14 protein-coding genes and 1 pseudogene are annotated in these 14,810 nt (G+C 60.7%); 2 read left to right on the top strand and 13 right to left on the bottom strand.

All coding sequences use genetic code 11. From position 1 onward, the window contains the following. Nucleotides 1–2: 2 nt before the first annotated feature. From CO671_RS23955 to CO671_RS23905, 11 genes and pseudogenes are all read right to left on the bottom strand, one after another. The gene (locus CO671_RS23955) at nt 3–1,073 is read right to left on the bottom strand and encodes an acyltransferase (protein ID WP_097607980.1); all 1,071 of its coding nucleotides are present in this window, start codon (nt 1,071–1,073) and stop codon (nt 3–5) included. A 224-nt stretch (nt 1,074–1,297) separates the two neighbouring features. Further along, nucleotides 1,298–1,681 carry a hypothetical protein gene (locus CO671_RS23950; protein ID WP_010029078.1) on the bottom strand — a complete coding sequence of 128 codons (384 nt, stop codon included), beginning with the start codon at nt 1,679–1,681 and terminating at the stop codon, nt 1,298–1,300. Between the two features lie 89 nt (nt 1,682–1,770). Then, on the bottom strand, nt 1,771–2,199 hold the full coding sequence (locus CO671_RS23945) for a DUF4864 domain-containing protein (protein WP_097607979.1): 429 nt from the start codon (nt 2,197–2,199) through the stop codon (nt 1,771–1,773). Between the two features lie 81 nt (nt 2,200–2,280). After that, nucleotides 2,281–3,544: pseudogene (gene fabF / locus CO671_RS23940) on the bottom strand (beta-ketoacyl-ACP synthase II). A 13-nt stretch (nt 3,545–3,557) separates the two neighbouring features. Beyond that, on the bottom strand, nt 3,558–4,064 hold the full coding sequence (locus CO671_RS23935; RefSeq protein ID WP_097607978.1) for a helix-turn-helix domain-containing protein: 507 nt from the start codon (nt 4,062–4,064) through the stop codon (nt 3,558–3,560). A gap of 65 nt (nt 4,065–4,129) precedes the next feature. Then, on the bottom strand, nt 4,130–4,663 hold the full coding sequence (locus tag CO671_RS23930; protein ID WP_097607977.1) for an NUDIX hydrolase: 534 nt from the start codon (nt 4,661–4,663) through the stop codon (nt 4,130–4,132). Between the two features lie 131 nt (nt 4,664–4,794). Then, nucleotides 4,795–5,616, bottom strand: a complete 822-nt coding sequence (locus tag CO671_RS23925; RefSeq protein WP_097608036.1) for an inositol monophosphatase family protein — start codon at nt 5,614–5,616, stop codon at nt 4,795–4,797. A gap of 76 nt (nt 5,617–5,692) precedes the next feature. Then, nucleotides 5,693–6,754 (bottom strand): ABC transporter ATP-binding protein, encoded by a 1,062-nt coding sequence (locus CO671_RS23920; protein ID WP_097607976.1) that lies wholly within the window; start codon nt 6,752–6,754, stop codon nt 5,693–5,695. Next, the gene (locus tag CO671_RS23915) at nt 6,751–8,982 is read right to left on the bottom strand and encodes an iron ABC transporter permease (RefSeq protein ID WP_097607975.1); all 2,232 of its coding nucleotides are present in this window, start codon (nt 8,980–8,982) and stop codon (nt 6,751–6,753) included. The genes CO671_RS23920 and CO671_RS23915 overlap by 4 nt, the downstream gene beginning before the upstream one ends. Nucleotides 8,983–9,070: 88 nt before the next feature. Further along, nucleotides 9,071–10,096 (bottom strand): ABC transporter substrate-binding protein, encoded by a 1,026-nt coding sequence (locus CO671_RS23910; RefSeq protein ID WP_097607974.1) that lies wholly within the window; start codon nt 10,094–10,096, stop codon nt 9,071–9,073. Nucleotides 10,097–10,213: 117 nt separating this feature from the next. Beyond that, nucleotides 10,214–11,206, bottom strand: coding sequence for an ABC transporter substrate-binding protein (locus CO671_RS23905; RefSeq protein WP_097607973.1), 993 nt, complete (start codon nt 11,204–11,206; stop codon nt 10,214–10,216). 235 nt (nt 11,207–11,441) lie between these two features. On the opposite strand from CO671_RS23905, the gene CO671_RS23900 reads away from it, so the two are divergent. Together CO671_RS23900 and CO671_RS23895 are read left to right on the top strand one after the other, a co-directional pair. Beyond that, nucleotides 11,442–12,182 (top strand): response regulator transcription factor, encoded by a 741-nt coding sequence (locus tag CO671_RS23900; RefSeq protein ID WP_097607972.1) that lies wholly within the window; start codon nt 11,442–11,444, stop codon nt 12,180–12,182. Then, a complete protein-coding gene (locus CO671_RS23895; protein ID WP_010035244.1) occupies nt 12,179–14,263 on the top strand; it encodes an ATP-binding protein in 2,085 nt (694 codons plus the stop codon). Before CO671_RS23900 ends, CO671_RS23895 begins: the two co-directional genes overlap by 4 nt. On the opposite strand, the gene CO671_RS34525 is transcribed toward CO671_RS23895, so the two are convergent. Both CO671_RS34525 and CO671_RS23890 read right to left on the bottom strand, forming a co-directional pair. Next, nucleotides 14,260–14,394, bottom strand: a complete 135-nt coding sequence (locus CO671_RS34525; RefSeq protein WP_010035242.1) for a hypothetical protein — start codon at nt 14,392–14,394, stop codon at nt 14,260–14,262. The genes CO671_RS23895 and CO671_RS34525 overlap by 4 nt on opposite strands. Before the next feature lie 24 nt (nt 14,395–14,418). Then, complete coding sequence (locus CO671_RS23890; protein WP_010035239.1) at nt 14,419–14,607, bottom strand: hypothetical protein; 189 nt, start codon at nt 14,605–14,607, stop codon at nt 14,419–14,421. Between the last annotated feature and the right edge of the window lie 203 nt (nt 14,608–14,810).

Here is a 14,810-nt window from a genome sequence, read left to right as displayed (position 1 = left end):
GACTAGCTCGCTCCCGCGGGAACCTCAGATGCTGGTCTCGGCGCAACCATTATTTTGAGCTTTTTGCGCACTGGCTCGTCGAAGTGAATGGCGACGATGCCGGCCATGATGAAAATCGCGATCACGACGACCATACCGGCGCCCGGGGAGGCCGGGAGGTCAAAGCCCTTTTGCCGCAGTAGATGCAGCAACTCGAAGATGGGCGCGTGCAGGATATAAATCGGGTAGGAAACGATCCCCAGCCAGCGGAATGCCAGCTCGACAAGGCCGGTCTGCCTCGTGCGCATTGCGACCCAGACAATGGCCGGGAAAATCGTCAGGCATATTAAAAGATCAAAATAGGGAAAGCCGTAGAATGCGCTCGCGGGTATATTCGTGATCACAATCAGGCAGCCACAAAGGAGAATGCCGATGGTGTTGCCTCTATTGGCCGCATTCGGCGTCCGAAGCTCGTATAACCTGTGAAGGCAGATCCCGAGCGAGAACGAGAACAAAATTCTCGAGAAGCCAAATCCGAAGTAGCCCGCCTGATGGCCAATGTCGAAATTGCCTCCAAGGGCTCCGTACAAGGTGATACCCGCTGCTCCGAGGGCGATGGCGAGCAAGATTCTGGACGATAGTCGTACCAGAAGAACGGAAAACAGCACTCCAGCCCAGAGTTCGAAGAAGAGCGACCAACTCGGCCCGTTTAACGGAAAGGCGCCGCCCGTGCCTGCGTTTGGAATGAACAGGATCGCCCTCAGCAGAAGGCCGGCGAGGGTAAGGTAATCGAAGCCGAATTGAATTGCATAGCTGACAAGGCCGACAGGAAGAGAAAGCAGATAAACAGGATAAAGCCGAATGATACGTTGCAGCAAAAATCCAGCAGGCGAAATCTGTCCCGTTGCCAGTTGCCTTTTGTATGAATTAGCAAGAACGACGCCGCTCAAAAGAAAGAAGAGGTCCACGGCGAGATAGCTGATATTGACCGGTATCGGACCGAGCGTGCCGCCAGTATGCAGGAACATGACCATGATGGCCGCGATTCCCCGCAACGCTTCAAGAGCCGTGAAAAATCGCTTGCCAGTATTCAACCTGCCAATCCCCCGCTGGCGGTTTTTTACTCCAGCACGATTTCAAAATAGTTAGTACAACGAATCAAAGTGCTGCAGTGTTGATCCAGCCAAGAACAGGGCGTCAGATGCCGTTGCTGTTAGCATCCGGCATGATCGGCACACCGCTCATCCGGAACTGACGCAGGATCCGCAAGGCGATCGCTGAAAACCGCTTCGTCCTCCACCTTGGTGCGCTCGGTCAATCAGCGGGTGGGGGTGCAACTTCCGACATCGGCCGGTTTGACGCGGCCAGCCTGAAGATCGCTCCATTGCGGTATGTACGGATCAGGGCCACCGATCGATGCCTCAAACGCGGCACGGTCCAGCTTGACCAGCCGTCCGCTTGAAAGGATGCTCACCATCTCCTTCTTGCTCACATAGGCCAGGCTGGCATCCAGCCGGCAGAAGAACTGCTTGCTGCCGTTCGAGACGACCCAGCCGTAGCCGCCGGCCTTTCCTTTGGTGAGTTTACCGATGGCGTAGTCCTGCTGTGCGAGCTTAGAAAAGGATTCCGCCTGCGCCGCACCTGGCACGGTGGAAAGGCCGATGATGAGCGTTGCGAGCGACCGCGTGAAGGAAATAGGCATTGAGGTTCACCCCTGGCAGAAAAACATCAGTTCTCTAGGTGCTGGGGATGCAGAGCACAACTTTAATCTGAAAAAATATACTCAATCATCTAGATGCCTTTGCTGTCCGCATCCGGCATGATCTGCACACCGTTGATCCCGTAGCTGCCATCCGGCTGGCGGGTCATCTGGTAGATCGCCGTCCAGTCCTTGCCGTCGCGGCCTGATATCAGCACCTCGTGGTAGATCAGCGCGCCGTTGTCGATCGAGCGGCTGCGGCCGAAGGCGTAGTTGCCGGGGTGATAGACCGGCTCGTAGCTCTTCTTGACCATGGAGAAGAACAGGTTCTTGTCGGGATACATTGCCTTGATACCGGGCGCGGCGAAGGAATAGGCGGTCTCGGCATCGTCCTTGAGGAAGGCTTTGATCTGGTCCTCGATCATCGTCCGCGTCGTGTCGATCGGATCTTCGGCGCGGGCCGAGACGGTGGAGAGGAGGGACGCGGCACACAGAATGACAACTGCGAAGAAGGCGCGCATGGGTTGATCTCCAGCTCTATCGGGGAATGCTCCCCGATGGAGTGGAAGTGTAGGCCATTTCCGGCGCAAGGAAAGCGGACTTTACGACCAGCGCCGGAAGAGGGCGCTGGCATTCACCCCGCCAAAACCGAAACCGTTGGTGATGGCATAGTCCATCGCCAGCGTCCGCGCCGTCTTGCCGAGGATATCGATGCCGTCGGCATCAGGATCGGCTTCATCGAGGTTGCGGGTTGGTGGCGCGATCTGGTCGCGCAGCGCCAGGATGGTGAAGATCGCCTCCAGCCCGCCGGCGGCCCCGAGCAGATGGCCGGTCGCCGATTTCGTCGCGCTGACGGCGATGGCGCCATCGCGGCCGAAGACGGTGCCGATCGCTGCGATCTCGCCTTTGTCACCGACCGGTGTCGAAGTTGCGTGCGCATTCAGGTGTGACCTCGGAAGCGGGGATCTTCGCCTGCCTGAGCGCGGCCTCCATTGCCCGGCGGGCGCCGTCGCCGTCTTCGGGGCCTGCGGTCATGTGGTAGGCATCCGCCGCCGTGCCGTAGCCGACAAGTTCGGCAAGTGGCGTCGCCCCGCGGGCAAGCGCATGCTCCAGCGTTTCGATCACCAGGATGCCGGCGCCTTCGCCCATGACGAAACCGTCGCGCGCCGTGTCGAAGGGGCGCGAGGCCAGCTCGGGCGTCTCGTTGAAGCCGGTGGAAAGGGCACGCGCAGCGGCAAAGCCGCCAAGGCTCACCTTGTCGATGCAGGCCTCAGCGCCGCCGCAGATCGCCACATCCGCCTCGCCGGAGCGGATCAGCCGTGCCGCATCGCCGATCGCCTGGACGCTGGCCGCACACGCCGTCACCGGCGCGCCGAGCGGCCCCTTGAAGCCGTAGCGGATGCTGACCTGGCCGGCCGCGAGATTGACGAGGAAGGAGGGCACGGTGAAGGGCGACAGTCGCCGCACGCCGCGCGCCTCACCGATCCGCACTGCTTCAGCAATGGCCGGAAAGCCGCCGACGCCCGAGGCGATGATCGTTGCCGTGCGTTCGCGTTTTCCTTCGTCGGTCGGCATCCAGCCGGCCTGCTTCACCGCTTCTTCCGTCGCCGCCATGGCGAAATGGATGAAGCGGTCCATCTTCTTCTGATCCTTGGGTGTGATGTAGCGGTCGGGGTCGAAGCCGGCCTCGACATCTTCGGTGATGCCGGGAACGACACCGCCGACCTTGGCCGAGAGTTCGCCGACGACATCCTCGGGCAGTACCCTCAGACCCGAGGCGCCGCCGACAAGGCGTTTCCAGGCGGGCTCGACGCCAGTGCCGAGTGGCGAGACAAGTCCCATGCCGGTGACAACGATGCGGTCCATTTTATTGTCCTTTCTATGCGTCGATGCCGAGATACCAGGCGCGCATGCGGGAGATCCGCGCACGCACCTCGTCATCGGCTGCAGGGCCTGCAAGCAGGCTGGTGTTTTCGGGTGTCACTTGTTCACCGGTCTGCGCGTCGACCAGCATGGTCTCGCGCGCTCTGCCGGAGGCGGCATCGCTGAGAAGAAAGGCGAGATCCTCTTCCGGAATGTGGCGGCTTCCCCAGGAAAACAGCGCCATCAGCACCGGAAAGAAATCGCGGCCCTTCTCCGTCAGCAGATATTCGTAGCGGGCAGGGCGCTGCTGGTAGAGCCGTCGTTCGAACAGCCCCTGATCCGTCAGGTGTTTGAGCCGCCGCGTCAGGATGTTTGGCGCCACGCCGAGGCTTTTCTGGAATTCATCGAAGCGCGACAGCCCCTGGAAGGCATCGCGCAGGATCAGAATGCTCCACCAGTCGCCGACGCTGTCGAGCGCGCGCGCCGCCGGGCATTTGAACTCACTGAAGCTAGTCCGTTGCATGATGATAGTCACTATAGCAGTGACTATCATCATGCAAGTTACCTTGCGATGGAGGCTGACTGCCGTCAGCGAGGGGCGCGCTTTTTGCGACCGCGGACTTCAAATTCGACGAGCAGCGACTTGAGTTCGATCTCGCGAACGCGTCGTGCCGCTTCATCGGGGCTGACCCATTCGAGAATACGCTGTCCTTGCTCCTTGAAGCCATCGCTGACCTCGATGACTTCGACTTGAAACAAGTCGACGATGCAGGGGGCTATGTCGCCATCGTCGAGCTCTTTCAGATAGGTGTAGCGGCCGATCGGCTTCTTCCATACCGCTCCGCGCACACCTGCTTCCTCCCAGGCTTCGATCGCCGCTGCTTCAAACGGCTTCTTCCCCTTCATCGGCCACCCTTTCGGAATTACCCAACGCGCACTCTCGCGCGATGTTATCACCAGGATTTCGATCCCCGGTCTGTCATCGGCGTAGCGGAAGCAAATCGCGCCGTACTGTTGGCGGAATGCACCCGAAAACAGCTTGGCAGGAACGGCGGCGAGCTGCCGCAGCAATGGCTGAGACTTGTCTGGTCGAGGCTTGCTGCGTTTTTTCGGAGTCTTCATGGCAATTGGGGATTGTTGAATTTGCTGATTCTTCACCCGCCTGAGCGTGTTCATGGCAGATTATGACAATCAGTTGTAGGCGCAACCATCCGCCGTTGTCAGCCGTGCGCTCGCCGCCACGTAAGCCTGCTCTATAGTGCGGTTCTATTGCCGTCGCGCAGATTGTGAATCGCCAACAATTCCGGATATGCGGAAACATTGCTGGCCAGGACGGGATGCCCCTTGAACAAATCTTCGCCCTCGGTCGGGAAGGGCAGATACTGGCCTCCAGCTTCTTTCACCAGGCAATAACCCGCCAAGCAGTCCCAAGCCCGCATGCGAGGCTCATAATAGCCGACGAGACGCCCTGCAGCCACATAGGCAAGCATCAGCGCTCCGGAGCCGTTGCGAATGAACGTGCCGCCGCTGGCGAGCAACGCCGTTATGATGGAGCCGACAACCTCCGGAGCGACGTGCGTATTGCAGCCAATACCGGTCATGGCGTTCTGTATCGTGCGGGAGGGATCGAGCAAAAGCATCTCGCCATTCAAGCTCGCGCCAAGGCCAAGGGCTGCGGCATAAAGCTCGTTCGCGCAAGGCGCTTGGATCACGCCGACGACCGGGACGCCCTGGTAGAGGACAGCGACAGAAACGCACCAAGTGGGCATGCCATTGACGAAGGGCGCCGTGCCGTCGATTGGATCGACAACCCAGGTGTAGCCGGAACGTCCCGCTTGATGGCCGAACTCCTCGCCGAGGAAACCGTCCTCGGGAATTGCTGCCGCAACCCGCTCACGGAGGAAGGTCTCGACGTTCCGATCCGCGATCGACACGACATCCTGAAGATCGCGCTTGGTCTCGATCACAAGAGTCTCGCGCTTATTGAAATAGTCGAACGCCAAAGCACCAGCCTCCGCAGCAAGGGATTTGGCCAGGGTGAAGCGCCGCTCCAGATCAGTGTCATGCATCGTCATATTGCTATCCTTTATTCGCATTCCAAATGTCTCAGGCCCAAATGTTTCAGGCCCAGATGTTTCAGGCCCAAATGTTTCAGGCATTGATCAGCGCAATGCCACGGTTCTCGAACCCGAGTGTGACATCGCTCGCAGGCGGCAGGTTTCTTTCGACGGCATGGTCGATGATGAAGAGCGTTCCGACATCGGTTTCGATCTCATATTCGACATGTCCGCCGAGATAGGCACTATGGAGTACGCGTCCCGGCAGCCCCCGCTGGCCGGCTGCCGCTATGGTAATCGATCCGGGCCTGACGGCGAGTTTTGCCATGCCGGGCTTTGCGCTGCGGCTTGGCAAACGATGGTCCACGCCGGCCACGCGGATAAGCGCCTCCGTCCCTTCGACGGCGATCACCTCGCAAGGGATGACATTGGCCTCGCCCATGAAATCGGCGATGAAGGACGATGCCGGCGCTTCATAGAGCTCGCGCGGCGTCCCGGACTGGGCGATCTCGCCATCCTTCATGACGATGATGCGGTCGGACACCGCCAGAGCCTCATCCTGGTCATGGGTGACATAAACGGCGGTGAAGCAGAGCCGTTGCTGCAGTTCGCGGATCTCCGTGCGCACCCGGCGGCGCAGGCGTGCATCGAGGTTGGAGAGCGGTTCGTCGAGCAGCAGCACCTGCGGCTCGAGCACAAGCGCGCGGGCAACCGCGACGCGTTGCTGCTGGCCGCCGGAAAGCTCGGCCGGCAGGCGATGGCCCATGCCCGCAAGGCCGACGAGCTTCAATCCTTCCTCGGCCTTTTCCCGCGCTTCCTTCTTGCCGAGGCCCGACGACTGCAGACCGTAAGCGACATTTTCCAGCGACGTCATATGCGGAAACAGGGCATAGGACTGAAACACCATCGACACGTCGCGCTCATTGGCGGGCAGCATGGTAACGTCGGCGCCGCCGATCAGAATACGTCCGGATGTCGGATGCTCGAGCCCGGCCAGCATGCGCAGCGTGGTGGTTTTGCCGCAGCCGGATGGGCCGAGCAAGGTCACCAGCGTGCCCGGCTCGATGGAGAGGGAAAGGTCCGGAATGGCCGTGAATGCACCGAAAGACTTGCGGACATTCTGGAAGGTGACGGAACCGGGTTTGACGGTGATCATGCGGTTTTCTCCTGACCGAGAGGAACAGAGGGAGCTGAGCTGGTGCCGGCGACGCGATTTTCGCGGCGTAGGCGGCGCTCGCCGACGACGAGCTGGAAGCCGGCGATGACAATGCTCATCACCACGATCAGCATGGATGAATAGGCGATCGCCACGCCGTACTCGCCATTCTCGACGAGGCCGACGATATAGGACGTGGCCATGTTGTATTCCGCGCTGACGAGGAAGATGACGGCGCTGATCGAGGTTATGGCGCGAACGAAAGAGTAGACCAGGGCAGCGGTGATGGCTGGCCGCAGCAGCGGCAGGATCACCTTGCGGATCGTGCGGAAACTGTCCGCACGCAAAGTCAGCGACGCCTCGTCCAGGCTCTTGTCGAGCTGGCTCATCGCCGCGATCCCGCCGCGTACGCCGACCGGCATGTTGCGGAAGACGAAGCAGAGGATGAGGATCAGCGCCGAGCCGGTCATCTCGATCGGAGGCAGGTTGAAAGCCATGATGTAGCTGACGCCGATGACCGTTCCGGGGATGGCGAAGCTCATCATCAGCGCGAATTCGAAGACGTTCCGCCCGACGAATTTCTGCCGTACGATGATATAGGCCGTGAGCAGGCCCACCGCAGCGGTCAGGGGCGCGGAGACGAGCGCGATTTCCATCGTCGTCCAGAAGGAGTTCCACGCCACGCCGGTCCACGCAATTGCGCCGTTGTCGAAACCGATCGAGAAGGCGCGAGCGTAATGGTCGAGCGTCAGCGAGTTGTCGAGGCCCCAGGTTTTCACGAAGCCGCCGATCAGGATCATTCCATAAACGACGACGGTGAAAATCATCCACGGAACGACCACCGCATGCACGGCAATGGAAAGGCCGCGCGGTAATGCGATATGAGCGCCGCTGTCGCCCTTGCCGGTGACCGTGGCAAAGCTCTTGCCCGATAGCCAGAGACGCTGAGTGAGGAATGCCGAGAGCGTGAAGCAGAGGAGCACGATGGCAAGAACGGCCGCGCGCGACGGATCGTTCTGCGATCCGACGACGGCAAAGAAGATTTCCGTCGAAAGTACGCCATGCGTGCCGCCGAGCACGAGCGGATTGCCGAAATCGGCCATGCTCTCGATGAACCCGATCAGGAAGGCGTTGGCGAGACCCGGCTTCATCAGCGGCAGGGAGACGCGCCAGAACGTGCGCCAGCGACCGGCACGCAGGGTCTGCGATGCCTCCTCCATCGAGGGGCTGACGCCTTCGACGACGCCGATAAGAACGAGGAAGGCGATCGGCGTAAAGGAGAGCACCTGGGCGATCCAGATGCCGGTGAGCCCATAGAGCCAGCGGCCTGGCTCGATACCCAACAGGCTGGACAAGGCCTCGGTGATAACGCCGGCGCGGCCGAACAGCAGCGTCAGCGCCAGGCCGATGACGAAGGGCGGCGTGATGATCGGCAGCACCGTCAGCAGGCGCAATCCCTTTTTGAAAGGAAAACGCGTGCGCGTCGCCACCAGCGCAAAGCCGAGGCCGAGCAGGGTCGAGCCGGAAGCTGTCATGACGGCGAGAAGGAGTGTGCGCCAGGCAACACCGCAACGTTCTTCGCCCGCTATGCAGCCCAGGCTCCAAATGCCGGGGTCCTGAATGTTGCGTATAAGGCCATCCGGATTGAAGGAGCCATCGAAGTCCTGCACCGAAGCGATGAACATGCTGCCGATAGGGTAGAAAACGAAGACGGTGACCAGAAACGCGAGAATGCAAATCGAGCCGACGATGAAGGCATCCCCCTTCATCACCCCGCGTTCGGCCAGTCCGAACGCAAAGAGGAGAACGAAGACAAGCGCCAAGAGGACCGCGCCGGCACCCATCGACGGCTGTCCCTCGGATAATATGCCGAATAGGTTTTCACTGATTGCCCAGGTCCAGCCGGAAAAGCCGATCGCCAATCCCTGCAGAGACAGGAAGACGAGGCCGACGGCGCCGAGCGAGGCGAGCAAGCTTCCGCGCCGCATCGGATCGCGCACCAGGCGCGCCAAACAGCCGAGCAAAAACAGCAGGACCACGCCGGCAAGCCAGGTTCGTCCATGCTGCAGGATTTGCAGCAGCCCGGGCGCCGTATCGGCGGAGAACGGGAAGGCAGACAGCCACTTGAATCCGAAGAAGCCGCCCTCGATGCGATACCACGGGACCAGGATCAGGGCAGCCGCCCCCAGGCCAAGGACGATGTCCAATCGGCGATTGCCACGTCTCATGGCATACCTCGCTTATTTCACGTTGATGAAATGGGAGAATGGAGCGGCACCCCGGATCCGTCCGGGATGCCGCGCCACTTATCGATCTTCAGTTGGCAATGGCGCCGACTTCCCGGTCCCAGCGCTCCAGCAGGGCCTTGCGCTTTGCCGGATCGCCATAGGTCTTGAAGTCGTAGTCGATCAGCTTGATGTCCTCGAACTTCGGCGCCTCCTTCGGCACCTCCGCCGATTTGTTCGACGGCAGCTGGAACGACTTGGCATCCTTCATGCGCGATTGCACTTCGGGCCGCAGCGCCCAGTCGTACCAGACCTTGGCGTTGTCGAGATTGCGGGCGCCTTTGATGATCGACATGGAGCCGATTTCATAGCCGGTGCCCTCGCATGGCGCGACCGATTTGACCGGAAAGCCTTCGGCGGTCTGGGCGACGGCGTCATGCATGAAGACGATACCGAGGGCGGTTTCGCCCCGCGCCGCCGCCTTGACCGGAGCCGATCCGGACTTGGTGTATTGCGAGACATTGGCGTTCAGTTTTTTCAGATAGTCGATGGCCTGGTCTTCACCCATGATCTGCACCAGCGAAGCGAGAGCCGTATAGGCAGTGCCCGAGGAGTTCGGATTGGCGATCTGGATTTCGCCCTTCAATTCCGGCGCCAGGAGATCGGCCCAGCAGCGGGGCTCCTTGTAACCCTTGGTCTTGAAGATCTCGGTGTTGTAACCCCAGCCGAGCGCACCGGCGTAGACGCCGACCGTCTTGAAGCCGGTGCTCTCCGCCTGCTTCTTTGCCCAATCCTGCAACTGGTCGAGCATCGGCGACTTGTATTCCAGCGTCAGGTTTTCCGATGCTGCCTGGACATGCGGATCCCCCGTGCCGGCCCACCAGATGTCGGTCTTCGGGTTGCGAGCCTCGGCGCGTATCTTGGCATAGGTCTCGCCCGACGACAGACGCACCATATTGACCTTGATGTCGTGAGCCTTTTCGAAGTCGCCCTGCATCTGCTCGCAGATGACGACATCGGCCGAGCAGATGAGGTTAAGCTCGCCGACGGCCTGGACCGAACCGGCAGCCAGCGCCGTTCCGGCAAAGAGAAGCGTGGAAAGAACTGTCAGTCGCATGGGTATCCTCCTGTTGCTTGCGTCTGAGAGGGTGTTGGGTCAGCGGCACAAGCGCTGCCCGTCGCGGCGCGTCGATCGCACCGTGTTGTCGAGTTCGGATGAAAGTCGGATACCGGCCTATTGGGTCGGGGAGATCTCGGTGTCGAAGCGGGTCAACAGCCGACTTCGCTCATCCGACAAGCCGAATGTTGCAAAGTCATAATCCACCATCTTGATCATGGTGATGTCGGGCGCAGCCGGCGGCAGAGCCGCTTTGGCGTTCGACGGAACCTGGTTCTGGCCGGCCGCAGCGCCTGTCGCCTGGCCTTCGGGACTAAGCGTGAAATCGACGAATGCCTGGGCGGCCCTGGCATTGCGGCTACCCTTGACGATGCTGACCGCACCGATTTCGTAGCCCGTTCCTTCACAGGGAGCGACGATGACCAGCGGCGCGCCCGCTTCCTTCAGGGTTACCGCGTCATGCATGAACGAGATGCCGATCAGGATTTCACCGCGGGCCGCAGCCTTTACCGGCGCCGAGCCGGACCTGGTATACTCGACGATGTTGCGGTTGAGCGCGGCCATGTAACGGAACGCCTCCTCTTCGCCGAGGAGCTGCACGAGTGTGGCCAGCATTGTGAAAGCGGTTCCGGAGGAATTCGGATTGCCGGACTGGATATGGCCGCGATAGGCCTCTTTCGTCAGGTCCTGCCAGCAGGTCGGGGCCGGAAGCTTCAGCGCTGCGAGCAGGTCGGAATTGTAGGCGAAACCCAAAGCCCCCGCATATATGGCGGCCGAACGGGAGCCGGACATAGCAAAGAAGTTCTGCGCCCAAGGCAGCATATCGTGTTCATGGTCGGGCTGGTATCGATCGAGCAGATCCTCTGAGGCAGCCTGTAGATGGGCATCACCGGTTCCACCCCACCAGACATCCACTGTCGGATGTGATTTTTCGGCCCGGATCTGATCGAGTATGTCACCGGTGCTCTTGCGAACCATCGAAATATCGATACCCGCGCGGGCTTCGAACGCTTTTTCCATGGCCATGCACCAGGCTTCGTCGACGCCGCACAGGACGTTCAATCGCGCCTCGCTCATGCCTTGGCTTGCGCCGCACAGCCAGAAAGCCATGCCCGCAGCAAAAGCGGTCAATATCCTCACGCAAGCCTCCCTTGGAACCTCCCGTTCCAATATCCACAGCCAGCATGTCAGATCTTCGCGTCACCGCAATCGAAGAATGGTTACCGATTTTTCATCGCCGGGCGGAGCGACGTTACATTCATTACAAATGTGACAAACCTCATCATCAGAGTGTCTTTGAACATTGGCGGCGGCATGCCTATGATGGCGCCGGGAGGATCACGCGGTGCTGAATCAGAAGGTTCGAATTCTGATCGTCGAGGACGATCCGGATATGGCGGAACTTATCTCCGATCTCGTCGAGGCCGAGGGGTGGATTCCGACCTGCGCGGGATCCGCCGAAGAGGCGACCGATATTCTGGCACGAGAGCAGATGCATCTGGTGCTGGTCGACCATAACCTGCCGCGGACATCCGGCCGGGCTTTCGCCCAAAAACTGCGGTCGGATGCCAATATCGGTATCGTCATGGTGACGGCAGCCGGCAGTGCCGCCGATCGTGTTCTCGGCCTGGAAACCGCTGCGGATGACTATGTCGTCAAGCCGTTCGAACCGATCGAACTGACGGCCCGCATCAAAGCTGTCTTGCGGCGAACCGTGCCCTCACTGAAACAGGAAAAGGAGAGTGAGCGGGAGCACGAACGTCCCTCTCTGCTGCTTGGCGATTGGGCCATCGACCTGATGGGCCGGCAAGCCGTCTGCCTCGCCGACCGCAGCAAAACGCTGACGACGGCCGAATTCGCCCTGCTTGAAATCCTTGCGCAGACCCCCAACCAGCCGGTGAGCCGGGCGCAGATCCTCGAGCGGCTTGGCTCGGAAAGCGATCGCTACATCGACCGCAACGTCGACGTCCTGGTTCTGCGGCTCCGGCGGAAAATCGAACGCAATCCCGACCTCCCGCGCCATATCAAGACACGACGCGGAAAGGGCTATGTCCTGCACACCGGCGACGGCGAGCCGTCCGCGTGATCTGCCGCTCCTTTCTGTCGTCGATTGCCTTTCGCTTGCCGTTCGCGATTGCCTTTATCTGCTTCCTGGTGTTCAGCCTGTCGGCGATCGCGATCTACGGGCTGCAGCGCGCCCGTGACGAAATGGCAGCTTACGGCCTGCAGGCCTTCACGAGCCTCGCCAAGGCCTCGCTCGTTTCCCGGCAAGTCTCCGATCTGGTGTCGAGCGCGCCCTTCCTGATGAACTCGACCTCGCCATACCGGGTGGCGAGCGAGAGCCGCGCTGTCGTGCTGCAGGTCGACAGCCTGCTGAAGACGGCCGCGCCTCACGGAGCAAGCGAGGCTGCCCGCGGCTTTGCGAGCCCGAGGATGATTGAGCTTCTCGATCTTATCAGGACACAGACGCTTGTGCTTGCCAGGGATGCCGACGCCGCCCAGAATCACAAGGCTGAAGCTGCCGTGGCGCTGGGGGAGGTCGCGACCGGGAAAGGCATCGTCGATCAGGATCTGCGCCGTCAAGTGAATGGAATCGTGCAAGCGGCTTCCACCTCCGACAGTCTTTTCCAGCTCGGTGAACTTCGCAGACGATACGTGGCGGATACGACGGCCGCGCAGGGGAAAACCGAGGCCGCCGAGCTTCAGCCGTATGAGCGCGTGTTCGAAGCTCAGACACGATATCTCTTGAACATGTTCGCCATCCGGGCGGCGGTCGCAAAGCTGCATGCCGTCTCCCGCGACCTCTCCCATGCAACGGAGACGCAAAGTGATGCAGTTGCACGCCAGCTGAACGACGATCTGCTTTCGACCTCCGATGCTTTGAGCCGGCTTCTGGTAACCGTAGGCTTGGCTTTCCTGCTCGTGCTCATCATGGCGATTTTCTCCATTCGGTCGGTCATGCGTGTGTCACGGGGCATCGTGGCGCTGTCGAACGGCATGAATGCGCTCGCCAAGGGCGAGAACGAAGTGGGTCCGCCAGCCTACCGTGGAAATGAAACCGAGCTTGTGCGTCTGCTGGACGCCTTCCGCGCCTTCAAGGACAGCGTGGATCGTGTGTCTCGATTGAGACGCACGGCAGAAGCCGCCGCTCGCACCATCCGTTCAACCTTTCGCAATATGAACGAGGGGATTGCGCTTTTCGACAGGATCGGGCGACCGATCACCATGAACAGGCGGATCATCGAACTGTTCGGCCATTCGGGTTCCGCGCGCAAATTGCCGCTGCGCCGGTTTGTCGAGCCGGTGCCGGAGATCGATCCCGCCCTGCTGCCCTCCGATCCGGAGCGCGGCACTCTGTCGGAACGCGCAGTCGTCCGCCATCGCACCGGCGACCAGCGGGTGATCGAGATCTCCATGTCACGACAGCCGGAGGGCGGCATCGTTCTTCTAGCACGCGACGTCACGCTGATGGATCGGCAGGAGGCAGAAGCGGCAAAGGTTCAGCGACTGGACGGCATCATGCGCATGACGCATCAGGTGAGCCACGAAGTGGGCAACATGATCGGCATCATCACCGGCAGCCTCGGCCTTCTCGAGCGTGAAACCGGCTTCAACGATCGGCAAAAACGCAACATTGCGCGAATTCGCAAGGCTGCCGAGCGAGGACGGTCGCTGGCCGGCAGCATGCTGTCGATCGGCAGCCAGCAGCCGTTCTATCCAAGCCCCGTGGATGTCGCCAGCCTCCTTCGTGGAATGGCCGATATCCTGGAGATCGCCATCGGCGCAAAGTGCCATATCAAGCTGGACCTGGATGCCGGACTGCCGGTCGTATCGCTCGACGCGGCCCTCTTGGAGCAGTCCGTTCTGAACCTCTGTCTCAACGCTTCGGCAGCGATGCCGACGGGAGGCGTCATCGCTATCGGTGCAACGGCAAAGGAAGACAAATTGCTGATCTCGGTGACCGACAGCGGTATAGGCATGAGCCCAGAGGTCGTAGACAAAGCTTTCGAACCCTATTTCACCACACGAGGCGGACATGGCGGAGCAGGGCTTGGTCTGGCCATGGTTTACGGCTTCGTCCGTCAGAGCGGCGGAGAGGCATCCATCTATTCCTCTCTCGGGCACGGAACGACCGTCAAGCTTGGCTTCCCGACCGATTTGCGCTAGTTCGCATCGCCGGCGAAAGTCCGCGCGAGCAGGACTGCTTTGAGAATGCCGGCCGCGACTAATTCACCCGGCGTGCCGAACAGCAGGAGGGCGATGACAAAGTTCACCCAGCCCCGACGCTCACCCAGCATGGCGAACGCTAATCGTGCAGAATGTCATGCGAAGCCGAGCGGCAGGTTCTCCAGTTTCCTGTCGGAGCCGTAATCGCGCTCATGTGACGAGCGGCGGCCGCCGCTGCGGCGCGAGGAAAGGTCGATACGGTTTTCGGCGAAGATTCCATCGGCATAGGTGCCGGTATCAGGGCAATCGACGTCGATCTCAGGAGCAAAGATTTTCAGGATCATCGGGGTTCCTCCACGGCGGAGCATCAACACGCGGAAAGGCCGCGTGGTTCCAATTATAGAAGCTGAATTATTAATAAATTAACCATAAATTCCGGCCGAGGCTCAGCCGCTGCACCTCCGGCGCAAGATGCACTCCGATTGAAATGGTATCGTCGCTGGAACTCCTGATGCCGCCCGCCGTTGATCCGGCATGAACACAGGAG

Origin of the sequence: Rhizobium sp. M10 (assembly GCF_002531955.1) — a bacterium.
GTDB lineage: Bacteria > Pseudomonadota > Alphaproteobacteria > Rhizobiales > Rhizobiaceae > Rhizobium > Rhizobium etli_C.
This window is presented reverse-complemented; position numbering and strand designations above follow the sequence as displayed.

Coding starts and splice junctions, on each gene's coding strand:
- CO671_RS23950 (WP_010029078.1), bottom strand. CDS start 1,681: ATGCCTATTTCCTTCACGCGGTCGCTCGCAACGCTCATCATCGGCCTT.
- CO671_RS23945 (WP_097607979.1), bottom strand. CDS start 2,199: ATGCGCGCCTTCTTCGCAGTTGTCATTCTGTGTGCCGCGTCCCTCCTC.
- CO671_RS23935 (WP_097607978.1), bottom strand. CDS start 4,064: ATGCAACGGACTAGCTTCAGTGAGTTCAAATGCCCGGCGGCGCGCGCG.
- CO671_RS23930 (WP_097607977.1), bottom strand. CDS start 4,663: ATGAAGACTCCGAAAAAACGCAGCAAGCCTCGACCAGACAAGTCTCAG.
- CO671_RS23925 (WP_097608036.1), bottom strand. CDS start 5,616: ATGACGATGCATGACACTGATCTGGAGCGGCGCTTCACCCTGGCCAAA.
- CO671_RS23920 (WP_097607976.1), bottom strand. CDS start 6,754: ATGATCACCGTCAAACCCGGTTCCGTCACCTTCCAGAATGTCCGCAAG.
- CO671_RS23915 (WP_097607975.1), bottom strand. CDS start 8,982: ATGAGACGTGGCAATCGCCGATTGGACATCGTCCTTGGCCTGGGGGCG.
- CO671_RS23910 (WP_097607974.1), bottom strand. CDS start 10,096: ATGCGACTGACAGTTCTTTCCACGCTTCTCTTTGCCGGAACGGCGCTG.
- CO671_RS23905 (WP_097607973.1), bottom strand. CDS start 11,206: ATGGCTTTCTGGCTGTGCGGCGCAAGCCAAGGCATGAGCGAGGCGCGA.
- CO671_RS34525 (WP_010035242.1), bottom strand. CDS start 14,394: ATGCTGGGTGAGCGTCGGGGCTGGGTGAACTTTGTCATCGCCCTCCTG.
- CO671_RS23890 (WP_010035239.1), bottom strand. CDS start 14,607: ATGATCCTGAAAATCTTTGCTCCTGAGATCGACGTCGATTGCCCTGAT.